Here is a 22,043-nt window from a genome sequence, read left to right on the forward strand (position 1 = left end):
ACCCAATTATCTATTGAGTGTCAGAGCGGGCAAGGGAGGCGTCCGGTCGGGCGGTCGGATCTGTTAGCTCACGCAGTAGGAGTCAGAGCGTCCGGGTGAGACCGTCCAGAAAGGAAATCACTATCAAGCGCGTTCGACTACCATCGCTCGTGAGCGGTTCCAGGGTGGACATGCACGTGAAAGTGCTCGACGAACGCGTCGTCGAGCGGGCGAAAGCGCGCGGACTGGACGTACTCGTCTACGCACCGCACTTCACACGACTCCCCGAGATCGAATCCCGAGCGGCGCAGTACTCCGACGACGAGCTGACGGTCGTCCCGGCAAGAGAGCTATTCACCGGCAACTGGCAACAGCGCCGCCACGTCCTCGCCGTCGGGCTCTCCGATCCGGTGCCCGACTTTCTCACGCTAGAGGGGACGATGGAGGAACTGAAGCGTCAGGATGCCGCCGCGCTCGTTCCCCATCCCGGCTTTCTCAACGTCAGTCTCACGCGCGAGGAGATCAGGGCACACCGCGACCGGATCGACGCCGTCGAGGTGTACAACCCGAAACACTGGCCCCACCACAACCGCCGGGCGAAGGCCCTGGCGAGTGACTTCGGTATCGAGCCGTTCACGTCGTCGTACGCCCACGTCAGGGGCACCGTCGGCGAGGCCTGGGTCGAATTCGACCGCGATATCGACGACGGCGCGGCGCTCGTCCGCGCGCTCAGAGCGGAGGCTCCCAGACGGGTGTTCCATCGAGACGGGCTCGCGCATCGGCTCCGCTGTGGCGTGGAGTTTTGCCACCTCGGCTACGAGAACAGCTGGTCGAAAGTCGATCGCCTCCTGTTGCAGGGGACGGAGCCGACTCACCCGAACCACGTCGCCTACGGCGGTCGGTTCGACGACGTGAAGGTGTACTAAGCGGCCGCCAGGCCGACGATCTGCATCGCCTCGGTCGGTACGTACTGCGGGAGGACGTGGACGAGGACGATCGCGACGACGACCTCGAAGGCGGTCACCACGACGGTGACGATCTCGGCGCGGTCGCTGGAGGTGGTGACGCCGGTGGGCGATCCGTACTCCTGGTCCGACAGCGGATAGAACAGCGCGATCCCCCGCCGAGAGCCGAAGTAGTCCAGCGCGTAGTGGGTGACGACGCCGAGCCAGACCCACTGGAGGTTCGAGAAGTAGATCGGGTACGCGAGGAAGACCGCGAGCACCGGGAGGTTGTGCAGCGTCTTGCGGTGGCGGCCGAAGGCGGTGTCCACGTCGGGAAAGAGCGCGCCGAGGACGATCGGCACGGACACCTCGGCGATCGTCACGAACGTCTCTACGTCGCCGGAGGGTTCGAGGACGTAGCCCAGACCGATACTCAACAGGGCCGCGTTCAACACGTGCCCGCGTTTGTTCATGCAGTGGTGGCTAGCTGGCGACCGGTATAATGGTCGGCGATTTCCACCGGCGTCCCGCGTCGGTGCCGGTCGGCGTGGACGAGACCGTCAGGCTCGTCTCTGGACCGCGTCCCTGAGGTCCGAGAGGGCCTGTCTGGCGATCTCGCGTTTGACCGTCGTCCGATCGCCGTCGAACTCGTAGCGCTCGACCGCTGTCGACGAGTCCCCCGTCCCCCACGGTGCGGCGTAGGCGACGCCGACGTAGGCGGTGCCGACCGGGGTCTCCTCGGTCCCGCCCGATGGACCGGCGACGCCGGTGGTCGCGACGCCCCACGTCGTGTCGGCGGTGTCTCTGACGCCGCGAGCCATCTGGCGGGCGACCGGCTCGCTGACCGCGCCGGCCGCGTCGAGGACCTCGCGGTCGACCGCCAGCAGGTCCCGCTTGGCGTCGTAGGAGTACGTGACGACCGAGCGATCGAAGTAGTCACTCGACCCCGGCACGTCGGTCAGCAGCGAGCCGATCAGGCCGCCGGTGCAGGACTCCGCGACGGCGACGGTCGCGTCGGTCTCGCGCAGTGTCTCGCCGACGCGGGCCTCGATCCCGCCGTCAGTGTCGTCTGGCATATCTGATCGTTGGGCGCACTCCGGTATAACGGTTCCAGCCAGATCGCACGGTCGGCAGACCGGTGGATAGTGGGTTTAAATATACGATGCGAACTAATTGAAATATACTCTGCGATTGGTACGGACCGCAGTGCTACTCAACAGTGACTACAGCACCAGCCCAAATGCTACCAATTGGCTGCTGCGCGTCGTTTGGGAACCCAGCCTGAATCTGAACGTCTCCAAAGCCGTCGCCCTCAAACGTCGCGTCCAGCTCTACGTTGACGTCTTCGTCTTCAGGTTGCAAGAACTGCTTGACAGCCTTAAATTTATACGCGTCATAGTCAACTGGCAGGCTTGATGAGTGGGTGTACTCGAAGTTCTTTTTAATATCGCTGGCAGTGAAGTCAGATGCTCTCAGTGTCGGCTGTTCTGCATTCTCCGCTTCTACTAAAACAACGAAACTATGCTTGGCAGCGAAAAGAGGGGTTGACACTTCCCAGCTGGCACTGATCGTGGTATCTTCACCATAATAAATAGTGTAGTCATCAGCTGAGAGGTCAACATTATTTGCCACCTGAGGACTCACCTGACCGCCTTGGGTAGAATCCTCTTTGCTACCAGTTTGATTGCGAGTCCCTTCTCTACGAGATCCCAAGGCAGACTGCGATACCGTTGACGCCAAACTGACACCAGCAATGGCAGTACCACTCTGTTTCAGGAACTCTCGTTTGGAAATGTTGGAGTTCATTTTTGAACACACTCACAAAATTATTTCTTATTATAATAGATCTAATTAAAAAAGAAGTAATTACCTAAGTCATAAAGTATAAATTACACTATTGTGTCTGTTGATGCTTGCTCTTTAATCACCATTAGTTTTGGAATATAACACCCTGATTATGATTTGCAGAAAGAATTTATTGGTCGGACGCCTGGATTTTCATATGATATCGGCACCGAACTCAAAAGAAGGATGGATCACATTCGGACTACTTGTCTCGTTCATGTATTCAGCCATTATAACTCTCAATACGAATACAGGGATACTAGACTCGGCTGTATTGGGACTATTTTATGGAGGGATGATGGCTTTCTGTGTTGTAATACTGGTTTTTATTTGGAGAGTGGGCCAATCATTTCTCATCGGCAGAGAAGAAGACTCTGTATAGGATTTCCGCCACGGAGCTGATGTATATCTCACATAAACCAGCCAACTACAAATTTTAATTGTGTAGAGTAGTTAGTCAGTCATAATTTCATTATGTCCTACAGAACGACGATCGGCTGGTCACTTCTCACTTCCGGACTCGTCACGCTCGTCCTCGGCTTTCTCCCCGGCAGCGACCTCTTCTGGGGGATCGCCCTGCTCGTGGTCGGCGTCGCCGCCCTCCTGGTCCGCCAGATGTGACGACCGCAGACAGAAAGAGAAAGGGGAGTCGACGTACACTGTCGATCATGGACTATCAAACGCCCCGGTTCTTCCGGGTGGTCCAGTACGCGCGGCGCGCCGATCGAGACGTGATCGACATGGTGTCCGGAAGCCCGGACTGGGACCCGCCCGCAGGTATTCGCGACGGCCTTCGGGAGTACGCCGACTTCCCGGCCGACGACTTCCAGTACCTGCCGAGCGACGGGCTCCCGGAGCTACGCGAGCACGTCGCCGCCCGGCGCGGAGTCGACCGCGACCGCGTCATCGTCACCAACGGAGCCGGCGAAGCCAACCACCTCGCGATGTTCGGCGGTCTCGAACGGTTCGGCGGCAACGAGATACTGCTGACCGATCCGGTCTTTCCCTACTACGCCGGGCGAGCGCACTTCCTCGACGCCGATGTCGGGTTCGTACCGGTCGAGGATCGAGGCCACCTCGATCCCGAGCGCGTCCGAGAACGGGCCAGCGAGGAGACGGCGGTGATCGTCGTCAACACGCCCAACAACCCGACGGGTGCGGTGTACGACGCCGACGTGATGGAACGGCTCGTCGAGATCGCCGAAGTGAACGACGCCCTGCTGGTCTCGGACGAGGTGTACGACCACTTCGACTACACCGGCCGGTTCAGTTCGGCCGTCGAAATCGACTCGCCCAACGTCGTCGCCACCAACTCCTTCTCGAAGGCGATGGCGATTACCGGCCTGCGGGTCGGGTACGCCATCTTCCCGCCAGAGGACGGGCCGACCGGCGACCTGCTCGAACGAGCGCGAACGCGACACATGCTCACGAACGTCACCGGCTCGCGCCCGGCACAGTACGCCGTCCTGCGGGCGCTCAAGACGACTGGGCCCGAGTACTACGCCGACATCCGAGATCGGCTCCGCGAGCGGATCGACACGTTCTGTGAGACACTGGAAGCTGCCGGAGCGGAGTACGACCGCCCCGAGGGCGGGTTCTACGTGATGGCCCGCTTCGAGGACTACGACGGAAGCTTCGACCACGCCTACGAACTGATCGACGAGGCCGGCGTCGCGGGAATGCCCGGCCAGGCCTTCGGCGACTCGCGCAGCGAGTGGTTCCGCTTCGCGCTGATGACACCCCGCGTCGACGAGGCGGCCGACCGACTCGCGGCGTTTTTCTCCCGATAGCTGACCGACAGTCAGCGTCTGATACACCGACCGTGAGCGTCGAGTAGCGACGGCACTGTCACCGGACGCGGCGTCGTCGCCCTCCTCGTCGGACTGTCCCGACGAGCGTCTTCCCCGTGGTGCGCAACGACGACGGTCCGTCTCATACTGCCGGCTGTAACTGTTGCAAGAGAGTCGCGATACGGAGTCGCGAAATTCGTCACAGACGTACAGCCGGTAGTATCACTCCCTGACGACGTTCGATTCGAGGTCCCGCGGGTAGTAGGTGAGTCGCTCGATCCCGTCTGCCGTGATCGCGACGGTGTCCGAGTGGCGGTAGCCGGCCTCGTCGGTGTAGAGGCCCGGCTCGATCGTGTAGACGTGGCCCGGCCGCATCTCGGCGTCGTTGCCCCGATCGATGTAGGGCGGTTCGTGGCCGTCCATCCCGATGTTGTGACCCACGTGGTGGCGCGCGAGGTCGGCGACGCCCTGCTCCTCGAAGTAGTCCCACACCGCCTGGTCGACGTGGCTGACCGAGACGCCGGGGCCCATCGCCTCGAAGGCCACGTCCTGGGCTTCGACCATCAGTTCGAAGTAGTGGGTCTGCTCGTCGCCGACTTCGCCGACGAACATCGTCCGTTCGAGTTCGGCGTAGTAGCCGTCGACGTTGGCCGTCGCGCCCGTGACGAGCACGTCTCCGGTCGCGAGCCGCTCGTTGGGCGTGTGGCCGTGCGGGAGCGCCGTCTCCGAGCCGCTGATGTAGCCGGCGTGGACCGGACCGTCGGCCCTGGTTCGGACGGCGTACTCGGAGCCGAGCGTGTCCAGCATGGCCCGTGACGCCTGAAGCGACGCCCGCTGGCTGACCGTCGCCGGATGCGCCCCCGGCTCGGTGAGGTCTGCGAGGTGGCGGTGCCCGAGGTTCGCCCACCGCGCGGACTCCTCGATGAGGGCGACTTCGGCGTCGCTCTTTGCCTCGCGCATCCCGGCCACCCAGCCGTCGTGTTCGGTCACGTCGAGGAACTCGCTCAGCGCCGGCCCCTCGTAGCCCATCACGCCCGGCGCGCCGTCGCTGTCTGTAAGGACCGTCTCGACGCCGAGTTCCGCGATCGCCTCGGCGACCGTCGCGATCGGCTCGCCGCCGGGGTAGTCGAAGTAGCTGTGGACGGCGTCGATCCGGGGGTTGGGCTCGACGCGCTCGACTTCGAGTCGGGGCACGGTGATCTCGACGCGCCCGTCGGTGACGACCAGCGCGACCGGGCGCTCGGTCTGGATGTGATGAAAGCCGGTCAGATACTCGATGCTCGTCGCGTCGAACCAGACGGCACCGTCGGCGTCGGCCGCCGCCAGCCGGTCGCGGACGTTCGCGAGGCGATCGCGGAACTCGCTCGCCGGAAGTGTTGTCGGCATACTCGCTCCAAGAGCCCGGCCAGAAAAAAGCCACCGCCGCCGGCACTCTCAGAGGCGGTCCCGCGCGGCTTCGAACGCCTCGCGCGTGTTGAGGTTCTCGAAGGTCGCCATCGTCGCGTGGCGTTCGATCTCGTCGCGGTCGATCACTGCGACGTCGAGCGCGTCCAGTGTGACGGCCACGCGACGCTGGCCGTCGTCGAGCGCCCGCCGGCAGGCGTCGGCCATCGCGTCGGCGTGATAGACCGCCTGTGTCGTCTGGAGCCACTCGTCGGGCTGTGGGACGGCACCGTCGTGGCCCGCCGCCCGTTCGAAGAGGTGTGCGACCAGAGCGGGCTCGACGAACGGCATATCGCAGGCGACGACGGCGGCGTACTCTCCCGCGACCGCGTCGAGTCCCGTCTCGATCCCGGCCAGCGGGCCGCGATCCGGGACGGGATCCAGCGCGAACGAGACCGGCACGTCGAGGCCGTCGAGGGCCGCCGCCACGTCCCGACGCTGGTCCGCGCGGCAGTTGACCACCAGCTCGTCGACGACCCGCGCGAGACGGTCGGCGACCCGTCGAACCATCGGTGTCCCCGCGAGGTCGGCCAGCGCCTTGTCTCCGTCGCCAAAGCGCGTCGAGCGCCCGCCAGCGACGACGACGCCACTCTGCATAGCTGGCCGTTCGCGGCGAGTCCTAAAGAGCGTTGGCCGCACGGTCGCGTCCAGTCACACAAGCACAACCCCTTTGCACCGGCCAGCCCAAGCAATCGCCAATGTCGAAGTGCGACGCGTGTGGTAAGACCGAGAACATGCCGTACCGGTGTCACCACTGCGGGGGGACCTACTGCTCGGAGCACCGGCTGCCGGAGGCACACGACTGTCCGGGGCTGGACGACTGGGGTGACCCCGACGGCGTGTTCGACAGCGGATTCGACGACAGTGTCGACGACGGCGGAGGCCGCGGACTCGGCGACCGGCTCTCGGTCGACACCGGGCCGGGCAGCATCCTCGGGTACTTCCGCGGGAACGCGACCTACACCATGCTGGGCCTGATGTGGGTCACGTTCCTCTTGCAGCATCTGGTGGTCCTCGTGGGCATCCCGATCGGCGGGCCGACCTGGAGCGCGATCTTCACACTCCAGCCCCAGCACCCAGAGTACGTCTGGACCTGGTTCACCTCCGTGTTCTCTCACGCGCCGCTGAGCCTCGGCCACATCGCGCTGAACAGCATCGTGATCTTCTTCTTCGGCCGGATCGTCGAGGACTACGTCGGATCGAAGAAGTTCACGATCCTGTTTCTCGTCTCCGGTGCGCTGGCCGGCCTCGGTCAGATCGGGCTCTCGCACCTGCTCGTCTTCCTCGGTTACCAGCCCGGCCTCGGTGCCGGCGTTCTGGGGGCCAGCGGTGCCGGACTGGCGATCATGGGCGTCCTGACGGTCCTCAACCCCGGCCTCCGGGTCTACCTCTACTTCCTGATTCCGGTGCCGATCTGGGCGATCACCGGCTTCTACGTGATCGTCAGCGTCGCCGGCATTCTCGGCGTCGGCGGCCCCTTCACCGGCGGCAACGTCGCCGACATGGCCCACCTCGTCGGCCTCGTGATCGGGCTGTGGTACGGCAGTCAGGTCAAAGGCCAGCGGCGAACGCCCGATCAGTTGCAGTTCGGCGGCGGCGGTCGCGGACCCGGCGGTCCCGGCGGACCGGGCGGTCCCGGCCGCGGTCGGTTCTGATGGAGCCCGCTCGACCCGAGTTCGTCCCCGATCCGGCGCTCTCGCGCGGCGAGATGGAGTCGCTCCAGCGAGAGATCGCCGCCGAGGCGACGTTCGCGGACGACCTCGGCTTCGATCCGGCGGCGCTCCGGTCCGACCCCGAGCAGCACAGACTGGGCGAGGATGTCGGGGACGGCTCTGACAGCGCGCCAGCGCAGCCGCTGGTCGCGGGCGTCGACCAGGCCTTCGTCGACGACGTGGCGGTCTCGGCGGTCGTCGTCAGCCGCGGCGACGAGGTCGTCGAACGCGTCCACGCCGCCGTCGAGACGGAAATCCCCTACATTCCGGGGCTGCTCTCCTTTCGCGAGGGCGGGGCGATCCTCGCGGCGCTCGGGGAACTACGACGGACGCCGGACCTGCTGGTCGTCGACGGCAGCGGCCGCATCCACTTTCGGGAAGCCGGGCTGGCGACCCACGTCGGCGTCCTGTTCGACGTGCCCGCGATCGGCGTCGCCAAGAGCCTCCTCTGTGGCCGGCCCCGAGAGTCGCTCGACGGGAAACTCTCGGTCGGAACGACCGTCGGAATCGAGGCCGACGACAGCGTCGAGACGGCCACGCCGGGGGCGCTGATCGGCCACGCCGTCCAGACCCGACAGTACGACTCGCCCAAGCGCCACGTCAATCCGCTGTACGTCAGCCCCGGCCACCGCGTCGGGGCCGAGACTGTCCCCGAGCTCGTGCTCGCGACCACGGCCGGCTACAAGCTCCCGGAGCCGACGCGGCTGGCCGACAGCGACGCCGACGAGGCGAAGGCCGCAGTGCGAGACGATCGGGCCTGACAGTCTTCACCGAATCCACGTGACTAATGTACCGGTCTGGTGAAGGGCCGGGCGTGTCCCTCCAACCAGTGTTTCTCGCCGCCGACGGCGGCCTCGACTACGATCGGATCGTCACCGAAGTGGTCCCCATCGCCAACCTGATCCTCCTGTTCGCTGCAGTCTCGCTGCCTGCATTCGTGCTCGGACTGTTGGTGGGTCCGGAACTTAGCGTACTGTTCTTTCTCGTCGGTCAGTTCGTCCTCGCAGTCGGGGTCGCCGTCGTCCTCATGTACGTGATCGTCCGGGCGCTCCAGCTCCACGAGGAACGCGAGTCGGCGGCGACCGACGGATCGGCCGACCGGTGACGGGAAGGTTAACTATCAGGGGGGCGAGGCTGCCGACATGACGAAGACGGCGCTGATAACGGGTGCCTCCTCTGGCATCGGGCGGGCGACGGCCGAGGCGTTTCTCGCGGACGACTGGCAGGTGTGGGCGACGGCCCGGAACGAGGCCGACGTGGCCGGTCTCGCCGACTCGGGTGCGAAGACGGCCGAACTCGACGTGACCAACGCTCGCGAGTGCGAGCGGGTCGTCGAGACGGTCGTCGGGGCCGAGGGACGCATCGACTGTCTGGTCAACAACGCGGGCTACGGCCAGTACGGCCCCCTCGAAGACGTGACGACGGCACAGCTCCACGAGCAGTTCGACGTGAACGTCTACGGCCCCCACCGACTCACGCGGGCGGTCCTGCCTCACATGCGGGACCGCGAGGACGGCACGATCGTCAACGTCTCCAGCGTCAACGGCCGGATCGCGACGCCGGGGGCCGGAGCCTACGCCGGCTCGAAGTTCGCCCTCGAAGCGATGAGCGACTCGCTGCGAGCCGAGGTCGCCGACTTCGGCGTCGACGTGGTCCTGGTCGAGCCCGGTCCCGTGGAGACGAACTTCGTCGACCGGGCGGGCGAGGCGATGGCCGACACGGACGCCTCCGGCGCGTACGGGTGGCTCTACGAGCTCTACGAGGACACCGCGCTGGTCAGCGAGAACGCGGTGTCGGTCTCGCCAGAAGCGGTCGCACACGCGATCCGTGACGCCGCCGTGACCACCGATCCACGGCCGCGATACCCCGTCGGCCAGTTCGCTCGCGTCGCCACCCTCGCCAGCCACCTCCCGGGTCGCTGGCGGGACCTGGCGGTCGCCGTCCTGCGGAAGCTCGTCTGACCGGCCCGGCGTTTTTGCGACTCGGGCACGTCGTGTCGGTATGCCCGACGCTGCCGTACTCCTGTTCGACGGGGTCGAATCGCTCGACGCCGTCGGCCCGTACGACGTGCTGGCGAGAGCGATAGAGAGCGACGGAGCCCTCGCCGACGTGGCGCTCGTGACCGCGACGCCGACCGAGAGCGTGACCGCGAGCAAGGGAACCGAGATCGTGCCACACGGTACGCTCGACGCCGAGGACCCGCCCGACTACCTGCTCGTGCCGGGCGGGCGCTGGGCCAGCGGGACCGACGGGGGCGTCAGAGCGGCCGTCGAACGCGGCGTCGTCCCGGACCTCGTCGCGGACTGTCACGCCGCCGGCTCGACGGTCGCCGCAGTCTGTACCGGTGCGATGGTACTCGCCCGCGCCGGACTCCTCGACGGCCGCCCGGCAGTGACCCACGCCAGCGCGCTGTCGGACCTCGCCGCCACGGACGCGACGGTCGTCGACGCGCGCGTCGTCGACGACGGCGACGTGCTCACTGCCGGCGGCGTCACCGCCGGCATCGATCTCGCGCTGTGGCTCGTCGAACGCGAGTGGGGCACGGGCGTCGCCGAACGCGTGCGAACGACGCTCGAATACGACCGTTCGGACGACATCTACCGGAGCGAGAGCGTCTAGTCCAGGCAGGCCGCGACGACTTCCAGCAGCTCCTCGCCCTGGACCTCCTCGGCCAGCAGCGGCACGCGCCGGACCTCGTGCCCCCGGAAGAGGTCCTGAGAGCGGGCCAGCGCGTCCTGCTGGACGGACCACCGACGGGCACAGAACTCGCAGTCGTCGTGGTTCGGACCGACGTAGTCGCCCGGTAGTTCCGCGTCGACGACGCTGTCGAGGTCCTGTAACACGCGGTTGACGACGAGGGTTCCGGCCGGGATACCGAAGGCCTCTAGCCGGTCCAGCAGCCGCTCGGACTCCATCACCGAGAGCTCTTCGGGCACCATCACGACCCGGAAGTCGGTCTTCTCGGGGTCGCGCAGGACCGCCCGGAGCTGTTCGATCTGCTCGCGCATCGCCTGGAGGTCGCGCTCCATCTCCTCTTGGTCCGCGTCGTCGCCGAACATCCCGCCGAGCCCCTCAAGCATGCCCGACATGCGATCTTTGAGCGTCAGCAGCTTTCCGAGCATCGAGTCCATCGCCTCGGGCAGTTCCAGCAGTCGGAGCGTGTGGCCGGTCGGCGCTGTGTCGACGACCACGCGCTCGAAGCGGTCGTCGTCCATGTACTGCAAGAGCAGTCGCATGGCCGCGGCCTCGTCCGATCCCGGCATCGATCCCGCGAGCGGGTTCGCGTCCTCGCCGCCGAGCAGCTGTTCGAGACCGCCGAGGTCGCCGTCCATCCCCAGCGGTCCCTCCCCGACGGCGGCCTCCGGGTCGATCTCGGCGGCGTACAGCGGGAGGTCCTCGCGGATCCGCGCGGGCTCGGCGGGGATCTCGGTCCCGAGCGTGTCTGACAGGGAGTGTGCCGGGTCGGTCGAGACGACCAGCGTCGCCGTGCCGTCGCGGGCGCTCGCAAGCGCCGTTGCCGCGGCACAGGTGGTCTTGCCGACGCCGCCCTTGCCGCCGTAGAGGACGTAGTCCGGCGCGTCGACACCGGTCGGCGCGTCGATCTCTTCGACCGTCTCGACGTCGAGTTCGCTCATACGTGGAGGTACGCCGTTCCGTCCTTGAGACTGTCGACTGGGTAGTGACTCGAACGACGGCTGTGACTCGCGGGGACCTGGAAAAACGGACCGGGCTACTGCCGAGAGGAGCGTGCTTCGCGCACGTCTGCGCCGTCACGAAGCTTGTCCTCGCAGTAGGGGCAGACCCGTGGCCCGTCGTGTCCTTCGGGCGTGAAGACCCGAACGTACTGCTCTGTTACGAACTCTCCGCAGTTCTGGCACTCGGGCATCTATTATTTCACTCACACGATTGCATATATGTTTTCCGCATCGCCACACTGTTGCCGGCAGTCGCCAGGCCGTGTGCGCGCCGAGCGGACGTCCGGCCAAGAGATATAGGCCACGGCTCCGACGCCCGTCCATGGACGATCTGACGCGACGGCGGCTACTCGGTGGGACCGCCGGGCTGGTGGCCGGGACGGCGGGCTGTGTCGGCGGTGACGCCAACACTGACGCCGACGCCACTCCGACCGACCGGGAGCTGATGACCAGCGGGAGCAGCGACGTGGACTTCGATCACCCGTCGGCGACGGGGATCAACGACCAGCCGACGCTCGGTGACCGGGGCCGGCAGGGCGTCATCGTCGCCTTCGAGGACCCCTCCTGTCCGACCTGCCGGCGGTTCCACCGGAACACGTTTCCACAGATCGAGTCCGAACTGCTCGCGCCTGGCGACGTGGCCTACGTCTTCCGGGGGTATCCCGTCGTCTACGAGTGGGGCGGCCCGGCGACGCGGGCGCTGGAGGCGACGTTCGCTCGCGACCCGGCGGCCGTCTGGGATCTAAAGGCTCACTACTTCGACCAGCAGGGGCAGTTCTCGACGGACAACGTCCTCGATCGCACCCGTTCGTACCTCGACGACGCGACCAACGTGGACGGATCGGCGGTCGTCACAGCGGTGAGCGAAGACGCCGCCGCCCAGGCGGTCCAGACCGACTACGACGCCGGACAGGCCGCTGGCGCGTCGGGGACGCCGACGTTCTACCTGTTCCGAGACGGCGAGTACCAGACGACGGTCAGCGGAGCCCAGGACTTCACGGTCTTCGAGAACGTCCTTCTGGGATGATGGTCTCGCTACCGACGCGCCGGGCCGACTGGCGACTGATGGGACGCACTGCCCGGCTCGTCGTGACGATCCCCGCCTACGCCGCGATCGCTGCCGTGGCCGCCGTGGCGGGACTCACTGCCTTCTCGCTGTCGCTGAACGTCTCGCTCGTCGTCGACACGCTCTCGCTGCCCATCTCTACGGTGTCGAAAGTCGAGCTTCTCGCGAGCCTCTATCCCTTCGTCGGCACCGCCTTCACGCCGCTGCAGGGCGGCCTGCTCGTGGTCGTCGCGGCCACGCTGGGCGTCAACGTCGCGATGGTGGCCTACCACTTCCGAGAACACGGCCTCTCGCTCCAGCAGGGCGGAACGAGCGTCCTCGGGGCGGTGTTGGGCGCGCTCGGGGCGGGCTGTGCGGCCTGTGGCTCGGCGATCCTGCTGGGACTGCTGTCGCTGGTCGGCGTCTCGACATCGCTGCTCTGGCTCCCGCTCGACGGCCTCGAATTCGCCGTGCTGGCCCTCGCCGTCGTCGTCCTGTCGACGTACTGGCTGGCCGACGGGATGCGCGGCGGGCAGATCAACGGCTGTCCGATCGACATCTGAGGTAGTTTGGGGATCGCCGCGTCAGCTCCGCCGGGCTCGCGCGTCGTAACGCGCTACCAGCACGCGCAGCCACCAGAGCTTCAGCGCGACACCGACCGCGGTTCCGATCGCGGCTCCCCGCGCGCGGCGTCGCCACGCGGCGTACAGCGCGTACCCGAACGCCGAGGCACCGACGGCGTTGCAGACGTTCGGGTAGTCCAGCCCGATCGTCGAGCGCTGCTCGTCGTCGATCCACCACCGTTCGGCGAGGACCGCACGGGTCATCCAGGCGTCGTCGGTCTCGGGCGGCGAGAACAGGATCGGGTTGACGGCCGTCCAGACCAGCGCCGCCGCGAGCAGCCGCCAGTCGCGCCGATAGATCGCGTAGACGATCACGGGGCCAGTGGGAACGCGCGACCAGCCGCTCCTGGGGTTCGCGTGGCGACGCCAGAACGCGGCCTCCAGCCGGTCCGCACACGAATCGCTCATGGCGACACTCTCTCGCCGACAGCACAAAGCCGTTCGCCCGCGGCTACGCCTGCTCCCAGAACCGATCGAGCTGGTCGGCCAGGAACTCCGGGGTCAACTGCGTGAACTCCGCGCGTTCGTTCTCCGGCAGGAACTCGTAGACGGAGTGGCGTGCCTCGGGACAGTAGCGCCGGCCGACGAACGCCCGAACGCCGACCTCCTCGGCCCCGCGGATCACCCGCCCGATGGCCTGGCGGGCGCGCCGGACTGCGGGCACGGTCAGGGCGTACTCGAAGGCCACGTCGTCGCCGAAGGCGTCGCCGTAGGCCCGCTTGACCCCCCGAACCCGCGGCGAGCCGATGTTGACCAGCGGGATGCCGACGACCGCGCAGGTCGAGAGCTTCTCGCCGTCGTAGTCGACGCCCTCGGTGAGCGTGCCCCGTGCGCTGGTGACGAGCACCTTGCCCGGCCCGTCGTAGAAGCGTTGCTTGAGGCGGTTCGTCGCGTCGTTGCTGGACGACTCGTCGACGAGGACCGGCTTGTCGACGGCGTCGTCGAGGTACGCGCCGGCCCACGCGGCCTCCCGGTAGTTCGGCATCGCCACGAGGACGTTGCCGGGCGAGCGCGCCAGCGATCGGAGGGCGTGGGCGTACTCGTCGCGGGTCGGGTTCCAGGCCTCGCCCAGCGGTCGCATCGTCTCGGGATCGCCGCGGTTGCGGGCCGTGAAGGGGCGACAGTCCACGAGATACGACGCGCGATTGTCCGCGGGAAAGGTCAGTCCGTAGGTCGCGGCCGTGACGAAGCGAGGGTCCCGGTCCGGGCCGCCGTCGCGGAGAAATGAGAGTCCGGAGACGTGCTGGAACACGTCCAGCGGTTCGAGCGTCGCACTCATCAGGACGCCCCCGCCCAGGTCGTCGAAGACGTTGCGAAGCGCCGTCGATGGCATACAGTTGTAACACAGGAGCCCGGCGGTGTACGCGACCTCGTAGTCGGCGTCGACGTGGCGCTCGTCGGCGGGTGCGTGTTCCAGTTCGATCTCTCTGAGGAAGCCGGCGTGGTCGCGTTCCCACCACTGGCCCGCGATCGTCCCGACGGCGGCACAGACCGGGGTCCGCGAGAGGCCGAGCGTGTCGATGGCCTCCTCGACCGCCGCGCCGATCTTCGGGAGCGAGCGCCACAGGCCGCCGTCGTACCCCTCGCGTTCGGCCCACTCGGTCAGGGCGTCCGGTTCGACGGTCTCCGGGTCTCGCAGCGGAATCTCGTGGTCGCGCTGGGGGAGCTGGTCGGGGTCGGTGCGCCACCCCTCGAACTCGCCGTCGAGGTAGGTCCGAACCCGGTCGTCGAGCCAGTCGAGTACGTCGTCGTAGAGCTGCTGGGCCTGCTCGACGGCCGCCAGCGGGACCTCGCGTGCGGCGAGCACCTCCTCGACCTGCTGTCGGTGGTCGTCGGTCTGACGAGCCCGCTGGAGCAGGAAGTTGAGGTCGTTTCTGGCCTGTGTGAGCGTCTGTCTCCCGACGCGATCCGAGAGGAGGTCGCGGACGCGCTCTTCGAGCCGGTGGGCCTCGTCGACGACCACGAACGTGTCCTCGTCGAGGATCGAGGCGAGGAGCGGACGGGTCTGTGGGTCGAACAGGTGGTTGTAGTTGCCGATCACCACGTCGGCAGCCTCCAGCAGGACGCTCATCGCGCGATGTGGACAGGTGCCGTACTCCACCGACGCGGGGAGGTACTCCTCGGCCGTGACGACGTTGTGTTCCCCGACGCCGAAGTCGATCGGCGAGCCGGTGTTGCGAGCGTACCAGTCGGCCTCGAACGGACAGTACAGCGGCGGATCGTCGCCGTCGGCGATCGATTCCGGGGCAGCGGGCTGGCTCGGTCGATACGGGGAGTCGGCACCGGCGGTCCCCAGCGTCCCCTCGCCCAAGCGCTGCTGGTCGCGGGCGTCCGGTCGGGCCGCCGCCGCGAGGTCGCTGGCGATCTGTGGGTCCCACCACTGCTCGTCGTCGCCGAGTTCCGCCTCGACGGCGGCGCTGGCCGGCGCGTGGTCGGTGCCGTCGCCCTCGGCCTCGACGAGCCGTGCCGTGTTCTCTCGCAGGTCTTCACAGCGGTCGTGGACGGAGCTGTCGTCGGGAAAGATATCTTCGCGCCCGTACGGACAGAGGTCGCGCTTGCCGACCAGTGAGATGCCGTTCAGTGGCTCGTCCAGTCCGGCGTTCATCGCGCGGAGGTCCGTGACGAACTGCTGGAGTTGCTGCTTGACCGGCGTCACGACGACGATCCGCTCGTAGTGGCCGGCGTCGAGCAGCTGTGCGCCGGCCGTCAGGGCCGCCATCGTCTTGCCAGTGCCACAGGGGCCCTCCATCGCGAGGTATCCCCGCGCCTCGCCGGCCTCGATCGCGCGCTCGATGGCGTCGCCCTGGTTCGCGTACGGCTCGTCGAACGCGAAGTACTCCTCCCAGCCACGTCCGTCGACCGCCGAGTCACCCATCACGTCGGCCTTCGTCGCCCCTCCGTTTGAACGTCCGGATCTTCCCGCGCCGAGGAGGACCCGCCGGTTTCGTTCGTGTGACAGATTTCCAGTAGTACACGAATCTTTATACTGTTGCAAGGACGCTACGGTAGTACTTAGGGATGCGAGGGTGACAGAAAGAATGGGGCACGAGCGGTCGACGCGAAGCGAGGGTGGGGAAACGCTCGACGGACGGATCGACGTGCTGTGTATCGGAGACAGATCGTCGTCCGGGGCGATCAGCGAAGCGGCCAAGGACGTCGACGCCCCGATCTCGGTCGCGTGGACGACCGACCACCGACGGATCCGGACGGTGGCCGAAGCCAGGACCATCGACTGCGTCGTGATCGACGGCTCGCTGAGCGAGCACACCCACGAACAGGTGCGCCAGATCGAGGCGTTACCCGTCGTCCTCTACACCGAGACGGACCCGGCGAACGTGTCCGACGAACTGCTCGCCGTCGTCGACACGCTGGTCGACAGAGGCGATCCGGACGACACCGCCCCGTTCCTGATCGAGAAGGTCGTCGGCCTCGTCAGCGAGCGAGAAGAGAAGAGCGAGTACGCCCTGGCACAGGCGCTCGCGCGGGTCGACGACGACGCCGCCTGCGAGGGACACCAGTTCCTCGTCGAGCCCGACGGGACGATCTGCTGGGCCAGCGATCCGTTCGAGACGGTCTTCCCCGTCGACGCCGCGGCGGACTCGGGTGGCTTCTACGAGCGACTCGTGGCGCTGCTGGGCGACAGACCGAGCGCCATACGGACCGTGACCAGAGCCCAGCGAGGGGTCGACGCGACGAGCGAGACCGTCGTGGAAGTGCCGGCAGACGACGAGACACGCCACTTCAGCCACTCTGCACACGAGCTGCCAGACAGCGTCGGCTCGTTGCGCCTCGAAGTGTTTCGCGACGTGACTCCACAGGTACAGCGCGAGGCGCGACTGGAGCTGCTGGACCTGCTGGTCGAGCAGGCACAGGACGGGCTCTACACGCTGGACGAGAACGGCGTGATCGACTTCTGCAACGAGTCGTTCGCCGAGATGCTGGGCTACGAGCGGACCGAGATCATCGGCCGGCACGCCTCGAAGACGCTGGCGGAGGGCGAGCTAGAGAAGGGCCAGCAGACGCTGCGCCACCTCGAACGCACCGACGAGGAGAGCGCCACCGTCGACATGACTTTCCTCGACCGGGAAGGCAACCGTCTGGAGGTGTCGATCCACTACACGCTGTTGCCGTCCGAAGACGGGAGTTACGCCGGGCTGATGGGTGTCGTCCGGGACATCACGGAACGCAAGGAGCGCGAGCGGGCACTGGAACAGTACCAGACGCTCGTCGAGAGCGCCGGTGATCCGATGTACGTCCTCGACGACGAGGGCCGGATCGAACTGCTCAACGAACCGATGGCGTCGTTCTTCGGCCGAGAGAAGGACGCCGTCGTCGGCGAGCGGATCAACGAACTGCTCCCGGAGGCCGGCGGCGAGCGCGGCGACAGGGCGCTCAAGTCGATTCTCGGGGACGAGAGCCGGACCTTCGAGAGCTTCGAGAGCTGGCTGGCCGACGCCAACGGGACCCAGCGTCTCTACGAGGTGACCGTCGGCGTGATCGAAGACGACGGGGAGTTCGTCGGCTCGGTCGGCACGCTCCGAGACATCACCGAACGCGAGCGTCGCCGCGAGGAGCTGGATCTCCTGCGACAGGTCTTCGCTCGCGTGTTGCGACACAACCTCCGCTCGGAGCTGTCGATCATCATGGGCAACACCGAGGTCGTGATGGAGGAACTGGACGGACCGAGCCGGGAGCTGGCCGGCACAGTGCTGGAACGCGGCAGGCGACTCGAAGAAACCGCGAGGAAGGCCAGAGCGATCGAGTCGGTGCTCGACAGCGAGGCGGTCCGGACGACCCAGTGCGTCGAGCAGGTCGTCGACCGCGCCGTCACGGCCGTCCGAGACGAGCACCCCGACGCAGTTATCGAGACCGACGGGTCGTCGTCACTGTCGGTGCGTGCCCACCCGAACCTGGTCGTCGCCGTCGAGAACCTCGTGGACAACGCCGTCGAGCACGGCGAGGCGCTGGCGACGTGTGATGCCCGCGTCGAGGTCGAACGCGACCGGGACGGCGTCTCGCTGTCGGTGGTCGACGGCGGACCGGGTCTGCCGGAGTGTGAGCGCAAGGCACTGAATCAGGAATCCGAGACGCCACTGGAACACGGGAGCGGACTGGGCCTGTGGCTGGTCAACTGGATCGTCGAGCGCTCCGGTGGGGCGCTGGGCTTCGACCACACCGACGGCCGGACGACCGTGAGGATCGAGCTAGACGGCGACGCCGAGAGCGGCCCCGACTGATACGGACGGTTGTCAGATTGATTCAGCAACACTAAGTACAACCGGTATTCTCCATTGTACTAATACGAATGCCGTTCCGCCACCAGGCGACCGTCGGCGCGTACGAGACGAACGGGGACCGGGCAGACGACTCGCCGCAGCTGACCACGCCGGTCGGCGTGTGCCAGGACCCGCGCGGGAACGTGTGGGTCGCGGACACCGCGAACAGTCGGCTCGTCGTCCTCGACAGCGCCCTGGAACAGCATCTGACGGCCGTCGGCGAACCGGGATCGGAACCGGGATCGTTCGAACTGCCCTTCCGGCTCGCCCACCACCCGAGCGATCGGGCGCTGTTCGTGACGGATCTGGCCAACGGCCGGGTCCAGCGGTTGTCCTACGAGTACGACGGTCGACGGCCGGCGGTCGTCGCCGTCGACACCTTCCGGCCGGACGACGGGGAGCGCTTTCACCCCAACGGCATCGCAGTCTACGAGTACGACGACGGGCTCCGGGTGTTCGTCGCCGACGAGTTCTACCACGACGGCGACGACCTCCGTTCGCGGATCGCGGTCTTCGACGACGAGGGGGCGCTCGTCGACACGATCCGGTCGGTCGACTCCGAGTTCGCCGGTGCGCTCCCGCTGTACTGGCCACAGGGGTTGGCCGTCGACACCGCGGGGAACCTCCTGATCGCGAACACGGGAGAGGGCGTGTTGCGCCGGACCGGCGCGTTCCCCTCGTACTTCGCGACGGTCCTTCGCTGTGACCGGGCCGGCGTTGGCGTCCCCTTCGAGGAGACGGGGCTGCCGATCGTTCCGCAGTCGTACGTCACGCCGCGGGGCGTCTCCGTGCTTGGCAGCGGGGACGACGAGCGCGTCGCCGTGCCGGACGTAGGCGGTGGCTTCGTCCACATGTACGACACCGCGCGGGGGCACACGAGCGAAGTCCCCTCGACGATCGCGCCGAGCTTAGACGACCGGCGGTTCGGGTCGCCGATGCAGGTCGCCCCCTACGACTCGCCGGACGGCACCGCGACCGACGACACGACCGAGCGGGTCCTGATCACCGAGGCGATGGACCACACCGTCGCCGCCTACGAGCTGGGGACCATCTCCGAGTCGAAGCGACGGCTGGCCGGCGTCGGCGGCGACCACACCGCGCCCGAGCGGCTGTCCTTCGCCAGCGCGGCCGTCGGCGTCCCCACGGTGGGCGGCGAGCGACTGCTCGTCGTCGACGCCGACAACGCTCGGCTCCAGGTGACCGACGCCGACGGCGGCGGACCACTGGTCCAGCGACCGCTCTCGCACAACCGTTTCCCGGTCGGAACGGCGTTCTGGTCGGTCGAGCCCGGCCGGGGATATCTCTTCGCGGCCGACTACTCGCTGACCTACGACACGGACAACGACGAGCCACAGATCGCCGTCTACCGGCTCGACTGCCGGGAAGGAGTTCGGATCGAACACGTCACGTCGGCCGCCACCTGGGGCATCTGGGGGAACAACTGCAAGCTGCCCCGAGGGCTGGCGACCGACGAGATCGACGGCGACCGGACCCGCCTGCTCGCGGTCGACTCCTTCAACGGCCGGCTGCTCCGGTGGACCTTCGACCGGACGACCGGTGAACTCGACTACGAGGCCGACGACGGTCGCTTCGGGCACGACCCCGGCGAGTTCTGGAACCCCAGCGACGTGGCCGTCGGCGAGCGCGCGACCTACGTCACCGACCGGAACAACAACCGACTCCAGTACCGCGACGACGACGGGTGGCACGTCTACGGCGGGGCCGGCTACGGCACCGACGGCGATCGATTCCTGTTACCCCAGAGCGTCGCCGCCGCCGACGGATACGTCTTCGTCGTCGATCTGGTCGATCGCGCGATCAAGGCCTACAGCGAGACCGACGCAGACGAGGACGAAGCGCTGGCGTTCGTGGACGCGATGCAGGCCTTCGGCGGTGACCGCGGCCGGGGCGACCTCTGGATGCCGTCCCTGCTGTCGGCGAGCGGGCGCGAGGACGGCGTCGAACTGGTCGTTCCCGATTCCGTGCTCGGCGTCGCCTACCGGTACCACTGGACGCCCCCGGCGTGACCTCGCAGGCAACTCGTCGTCGGGTAACCGACCGCTTCGGACAGGTAACTGACACGTAACTATCCGGGATCGGCGTCTCTCTGCCGTCGAGATGGACACCGCGACCGGCAGTCCCCCCCTCGACGTACTCGAACCGCCCGCCGGCCTGTGGCTGCTGGCACTGGTCTTCTTCGGAGTCGGCGACCTCCTCACGACCGGGGTCGGCCTGACGCTTGGCACCTCGACCGAGGCCAATCCCGTCGTCGCACCGCTCGTCGAACGGTACGGCGTCGCCGTCTTGCTCCCGATCAAAGCGGCGTTCTTCGTCGGGACCTACCTCGTGTGGCGAGCGTTGCCCCACCCGTACTCGACGACCGTCCCCGCGACGCTCGCGCTGGTGGGCGTCGTCGTCACCGCCTGGAACACCGGAATGTTGCTCACCGGAGCGTTCTCGTGACGCTGGCGGTCGGCGAGGACGTGACGCCGGTCAATCGTCGCTCCCGGCTCGCCGACCGTCTTCTGACTCGCTGCCGGCGGTTTCGAGTATCTCGTCGCGGTGTTCGTCGAGCAGTGGCGCGCGGCCACGCGGTCGCGGATCGGTCTCGGTCATCTTGATCGGGCTGCCGGCGATCGTCACCCGCTCGTCGGTGCCGGGCTGGTCGACCGTCGCCAGCATCTCGCGGGCCGCGACGTGTGGGTCTTCGAAGACGTCTGCAGTGTTCTGGACCGGCGCGGCGGGGACGCGGCCGTCGAGGGCGTCGACGACGGCGCTCGTCTCGCGGTCGCGCGTCCAGTCGGCGATAGCGGCCCGAAGCGCGTCCCGTGCGTCGCGTCGGCTGGCGGCGTCGGGATAGTCGGCCGCCAGATCCGGGCGGTCCATCGTCTCACAGAGCGTCCGCCAGTGCCCGTCCGAGAAGGCGGCGATCACGACGTGGCCGTCGGCCGCTTCGAAGGCGTCGTAGGGGAACAGCGTGGGGTGTGAGTTGCCCCGTCGAGTGGGCGCGTGGCCGTCGTAGGAGTACTGGTAGATCGTCCGCTCACACAGCGAGAGCATGGCGTCGTACATCGCCGTGTCGACGTACTGTCCCTCGCCGGTTCGCTCGCGGTGGTGGACGGCCGCGAGGATGCCGACGGCGTTGAGCGCCGCGGTAAAGAGGTCGCCGACGCCGGGGCCGACCTTCGTCGGCGGTCCGTCTTCGGGGCCGGTGATCTCCATGACCCCGCCCAGCGCCTGGGCGATGAGGTCGAACGATGGCTGGCCCTGGCGGTGCGTCTCGCCGGTCCGCGGGTCGCCGAAGCCACGAATCGAAGAGTAGACCAGCGACGGATTGCGCTCGCGGAGCCGCTCGTAGCCCAGATCGAACCGTTCCATCGTTCCGGCCTTGAAGTTCTCGACGACGACGTCCGCGCGCTCGACCAGCGAGAGAAACGCCTCGCGGTCGGCCTCGTCGCCGAAGTCCAGTTCCAGCGATCGCTTGCCGCGGTTGACGCTCTGGAAGTAGCCGCCGTAGGGCTCGTCCTCGCTTTCGAGGTACGGGGGGTTCGACCGGATCAGGTCCCCGCCGGGGCGCTCGATCTTTACCACGTCCGCGCCCATGTCCGCGAGCAACATCGTGCAGTACGGGCCGGCCAACACCTGTGTCAGGTCCAGGACCCGAAGGTCCGAGAGGGCACCCATGCGTCGT

General features: G+C 67.1%; 23 protein-coding genes. 13 read left to right on the top strand and 10 right to left on the bottom strand.

The features are described 5' to 3' along the window. Nucleotides 1–170 precede the first annotated feature (170 nt). Entirely contained in the window at nucleotides 171–905 is a 735-nt protein-coding gene (locus HMUK_RS14340) for a PHP-associated domain-containing protein (protein ID WP_015763904.1), read from the top strand. Here the strand turns inward: HMUK_RS14340 and HMUK_RS14345 are convergent. The 3 genes from HMUK_RS14345 to HMUK_RS14355 form a co-directional block, all read right to left on the bottom strand. Beyond that, a complete protein-coding gene (locus HMUK_RS14345; protein ID WP_015763905.1) occupies nucleotides 902–1,396 on the bottom strand; it encodes a metal-dependent hydrolase in 495 nt (164 codons plus the stop codon). The genes HMUK_RS14340 and HMUK_RS14345 overlap by 4 nt on opposite strands. A gap of 87 nt (nucleotides 1,397–1,483) precedes the next feature. Next, nucleotides 1,484–1,999: a CinA family protein gene (locus HMUK_RS14350; RefSeq protein WP_015763906.1), complete on the bottom strand. Its 516-nt coding sequence runs from the start codon at nucleotides 1,997–1,999 to the stop codon at nucleotides 1,484–1,486. A 133-nt stretch (nucleotides 2,000–2,132) separates the two neighbouring features. Beyond that, the gene (locus HMUK_RS14355) at nucleotides 2,133–2,729 is read right to left on the bottom strand and encodes a hypothetical protein (protein WP_126967065.1); all 597 of its coding nucleotides are present in this window, start codon (nucleotides 2,727–2,729) and stop codon (nucleotides 2,133–2,135) included. 513 nt (nucleotides 2,730–3,242) lie between these two features. Here HMUK_RS14355 and HMUK_RS17675 point away from each other — a divergent pair. Continuing rightward, nucleotides 3,243–3,389, top strand: a complete 147-nt coding sequence (locus HMUK_RS17675) for a hypothetical protein (RefSeq protein ID WP_015763908.1) — start codon at nucleotides 3,243–3,245, stop codon at nucleotides 3,387–3,389. A gap of 47 nt (nucleotides 3,390–3,436) precedes the next feature. Continuing rightward, a complete protein-coding gene (locus tag HMUK_RS14360; RefSeq protein ID WP_015763909.1) occupies nucleotides 3,437–4,558 on the top strand; it encodes a pyridoxal phosphate-dependent aminotransferase in 1,122 nt (373 codons plus the stop codon). Between the two features lie 222 nt (nucleotides 4,559–4,780). Here HMUK_RS14360 and HMUK_RS14365 read toward each other — a convergent pair whose 3' ends face one another. Continuing rightward, nucleotides 4,781–5,944, bottom strand: coding sequence for a M24 family metallopeptidase (locus HMUK_RS14365; protein ID WP_015763910.1), 1,164 nt, complete (start codon nucleotides 5,942–5,944; stop codon nucleotides 4,781–4,783). Between the two features lie 48 nt (nucleotides 5,945–5,992). Next, nucleotides 5,993–6,598 carry a molybdenum cofactor guanylyltransferase gene (gene mobA / locus HMUK_RS14370; RefSeq protein WP_015763911.1) on the bottom strand — a complete coding sequence of 202 codons (606 nt, stop codon included), beginning with the start codon at nucleotides 6,596–6,598 and terminating at the stop codon, nucleotides 5,993–5,995. A gap of 101 nt (nucleotides 6,599–6,699) precedes the next feature. On the opposite strand from mobA, the gene HMUK_RS14375 reads away from it, so the two are divergent. From HMUK_RS14375 to HMUK_RS14395, 5 genes are read left to right on the top strand one after another with little or no spacing between them, the layout of a single operon-like run. Continuing rightward, nucleotides 6,700–7,656: a rhomboid family intramembrane serine protease gene (locus tag HMUK_RS14375; RefSeq protein ID WP_015763912.1), complete on the top strand. Its 957-nt coding sequence runs from the start codon at nucleotides 6,700–6,702 to the stop codon at nucleotides 7,654–7,656. Beyond that, nucleotides 7,656–8,474 carry an endonuclease V gene (locus HMUK_RS14380; RefSeq protein ID WP_015763913.1) on the top strand — a complete coding sequence of 273 codons (819 nt, stop codon included), beginning with the start codon at nucleotides 7,656–7,658 and terminating at the stop codon, nucleotides 8,472–8,474. Before HMUK_RS14375 ends, HMUK_RS14380 begins: the two co-directional genes overlap by 1 nt. A gap of 53 nt (nucleotides 8,475–8,527) precedes the next feature. Continuing rightward, nucleotides 8,528–8,818 (top strand): hypothetical protein, encoded by a 291-nt coding sequence (locus HMUK_RS14385; protein ID WP_126967064.1) that lies wholly within the window; start codon nucleotides 8,528–8,530, stop codon nucleotides 8,816–8,818. A 37-nt stretch (nucleotides 8,819–8,855) separates the two neighbouring features. Beyond that, the gene (locus HMUK_RS14390; protein ID WP_015763915.1) at nucleotides 8,856–9,674 is read left to right on the top strand and encodes an SDR family oxidoreductase; all 819 of its coding nucleotides are present in this window, start codon (nucleotides 8,856–8,858) and stop codon (nucleotides 9,672–9,674) included. A 40-nt stretch (nucleotides 9,675–9,714) separates the two neighbouring features. Then, a complete protein-coding gene (locus HMUK_RS14395) occupies nucleotides 9,715–10,332 on the top strand; it encodes a DJ-1/PfpI family protein (RefSeq protein ID WP_015763916.1) in 618 nt (205 codons plus the stop codon). On the opposite strand, the gene HMUK_RS14400 is transcribed toward HMUK_RS14395, so the two are convergent. After that, nucleotides 10,329–11,348, bottom strand: coding sequence for an ArsA family ATPase (locus HMUK_RS14400; RefSeq protein WP_015763917.1), 1,020 nt, complete (start codon nucleotides 11,346–11,348; stop codon nucleotides 10,329–10,331). The two genes, HMUK_RS14395 and HMUK_RS14400, sit on opposite strands and share 4 nt — an antisense overlap. Before the next feature lie 95 nt (nucleotides 11,349–11,443). Then, a complete protein-coding gene (locus HMUK_RS17680; RefSeq protein ID WP_015763918.1) occupies nucleotides 11,444–11,599 on the bottom strand; it encodes a DUF7563 family protein in 156 nt (51 codons plus the stop codon). A gap of 131 nt (nucleotides 11,600–11,730) precedes the next feature. On the opposite strand from HMUK_RS17680, the gene HMUK_RS14405 reads away from it, so the two are divergent. Both HMUK_RS14405 and HMUK_RS14410 read left to right on the top strand, forming a co-directional pair. Next, nucleotides 11,731–12,435: a DsbA family protein gene (locus tag HMUK_RS14405; protein ID WP_015763919.1), complete on the top strand. Its 705-nt coding sequence runs from the start codon at nucleotides 11,731–11,733 to the stop codon at nucleotides 12,433–12,435. Further along, the gene (locus HMUK_RS14410; protein ID WP_015763920.1) at nucleotides 12,432–13,016 is read left to right on the top strand and encodes a hypothetical protein; all 585 of its coding nucleotides are present in this window, start codon (nucleotides 12,432–12,434) and stop codon (nucleotides 13,014–13,016) included. Before HMUK_RS14405 ends, HMUK_RS14410 begins: the two co-directional genes overlap by 4 nt. 21 nt (nucleotides 13,017–13,037) lie before the next feature. On the opposite strand, the gene HMUK_RS14415 is transcribed toward HMUK_RS14410, so the two are convergent. Continuing rightward, a complete protein-coding gene (locus tag HMUK_RS14415; RefSeq protein ID WP_015763921.1) occupies nucleotides 13,038–13,484 on the bottom strand; it encodes a DUF6653 family protein in 447 nt (148 codons plus the stop codon). Nucleotides 13,485–13,527: 43 nt separating this feature from the next. After that, nucleotides 13,528–15,951 (bottom strand): ATP-dependent DNA helicase, encoded by a 2,424-nt coding sequence (locus tag HMUK_RS14420; RefSeq protein ID WP_015763922.1) that lies wholly within the window; start codon nucleotides 15,949–15,951, stop codon nucleotides 13,528–13,530. Nucleotides 15,952–16,114: 163 nt separating this feature from the next. Here HMUK_RS14420 and HMUK_RS14425 point away from each other — a divergent pair, with 163 nt between their 5' ends. The 3 genes from HMUK_RS14425 to HMUK_RS14435 all read left to right on the top strand — a co-directional run bounded on the left by HMUK_RS14425 (nucleotide 16,115) and on the right by HMUK_RS14435 (nucleotide 20,815). Beyond that, nucleotides 16,115–18,313: a PAS domain-containing protein gene (locus tag HMUK_RS14425; RefSeq protein ID WP_015763923.1), complete on the top strand. Its 2,199-nt coding sequence runs from the start codon at nucleotides 16,115–16,117 to the stop codon at nucleotides 18,311–18,313. Between the two features lie 68 nt (nucleotides 18,314–18,381). Then, nucleotides 18,382–20,379 carry an NHL repeat-containing protein gene (locus tag HMUK_RS14430; RefSeq protein ID WP_015763924.1) on the top strand — a complete coding sequence of 666 codons (1,998 nt, stop codon included), beginning with the start codon at nucleotides 18,382–18,384 and terminating at the stop codon, nucleotides 20,377–20,379. A 91-nt stretch (nucleotides 20,380–20,470) separates the two neighbouring features. Continuing rightward, nucleotides 20,471–20,815, top strand: a complete 345-nt coding sequence (locus tag HMUK_RS14435; RefSeq protein WP_015763925.1) for a DUF5658 family protein — start codon at nucleotides 20,471–20,473, stop codon at nucleotides 20,813–20,815. Between the two features lie 30 nt (nucleotides 20,816–20,845). On the opposite strand, the gene mct is transcribed toward HMUK_RS14435, so the two are convergent. Then, entirely contained in the window at nucleotides 20,846–22,036 is a 1,191-nt protein-coding gene (gene mct, locus HMUK_RS14440; RefSeq protein WP_015763926.1) for a succinyl-CoA:mesaconate CoA-transferase, read from the bottom strand. Between the last annotated feature and the right edge of the window lie 7 nt (nucleotides 22,037–22,043).

The sequence above is a fragment of the Halomicrobium mukohataei DSM 12286 genome, assembly GCF_000023965.1.
GTDB lineage: Archaea > Halobacteriota > Halobacteria > Halobacteriales > Haloarculaceae > Halomicrobium > Halomicrobium mukohataei.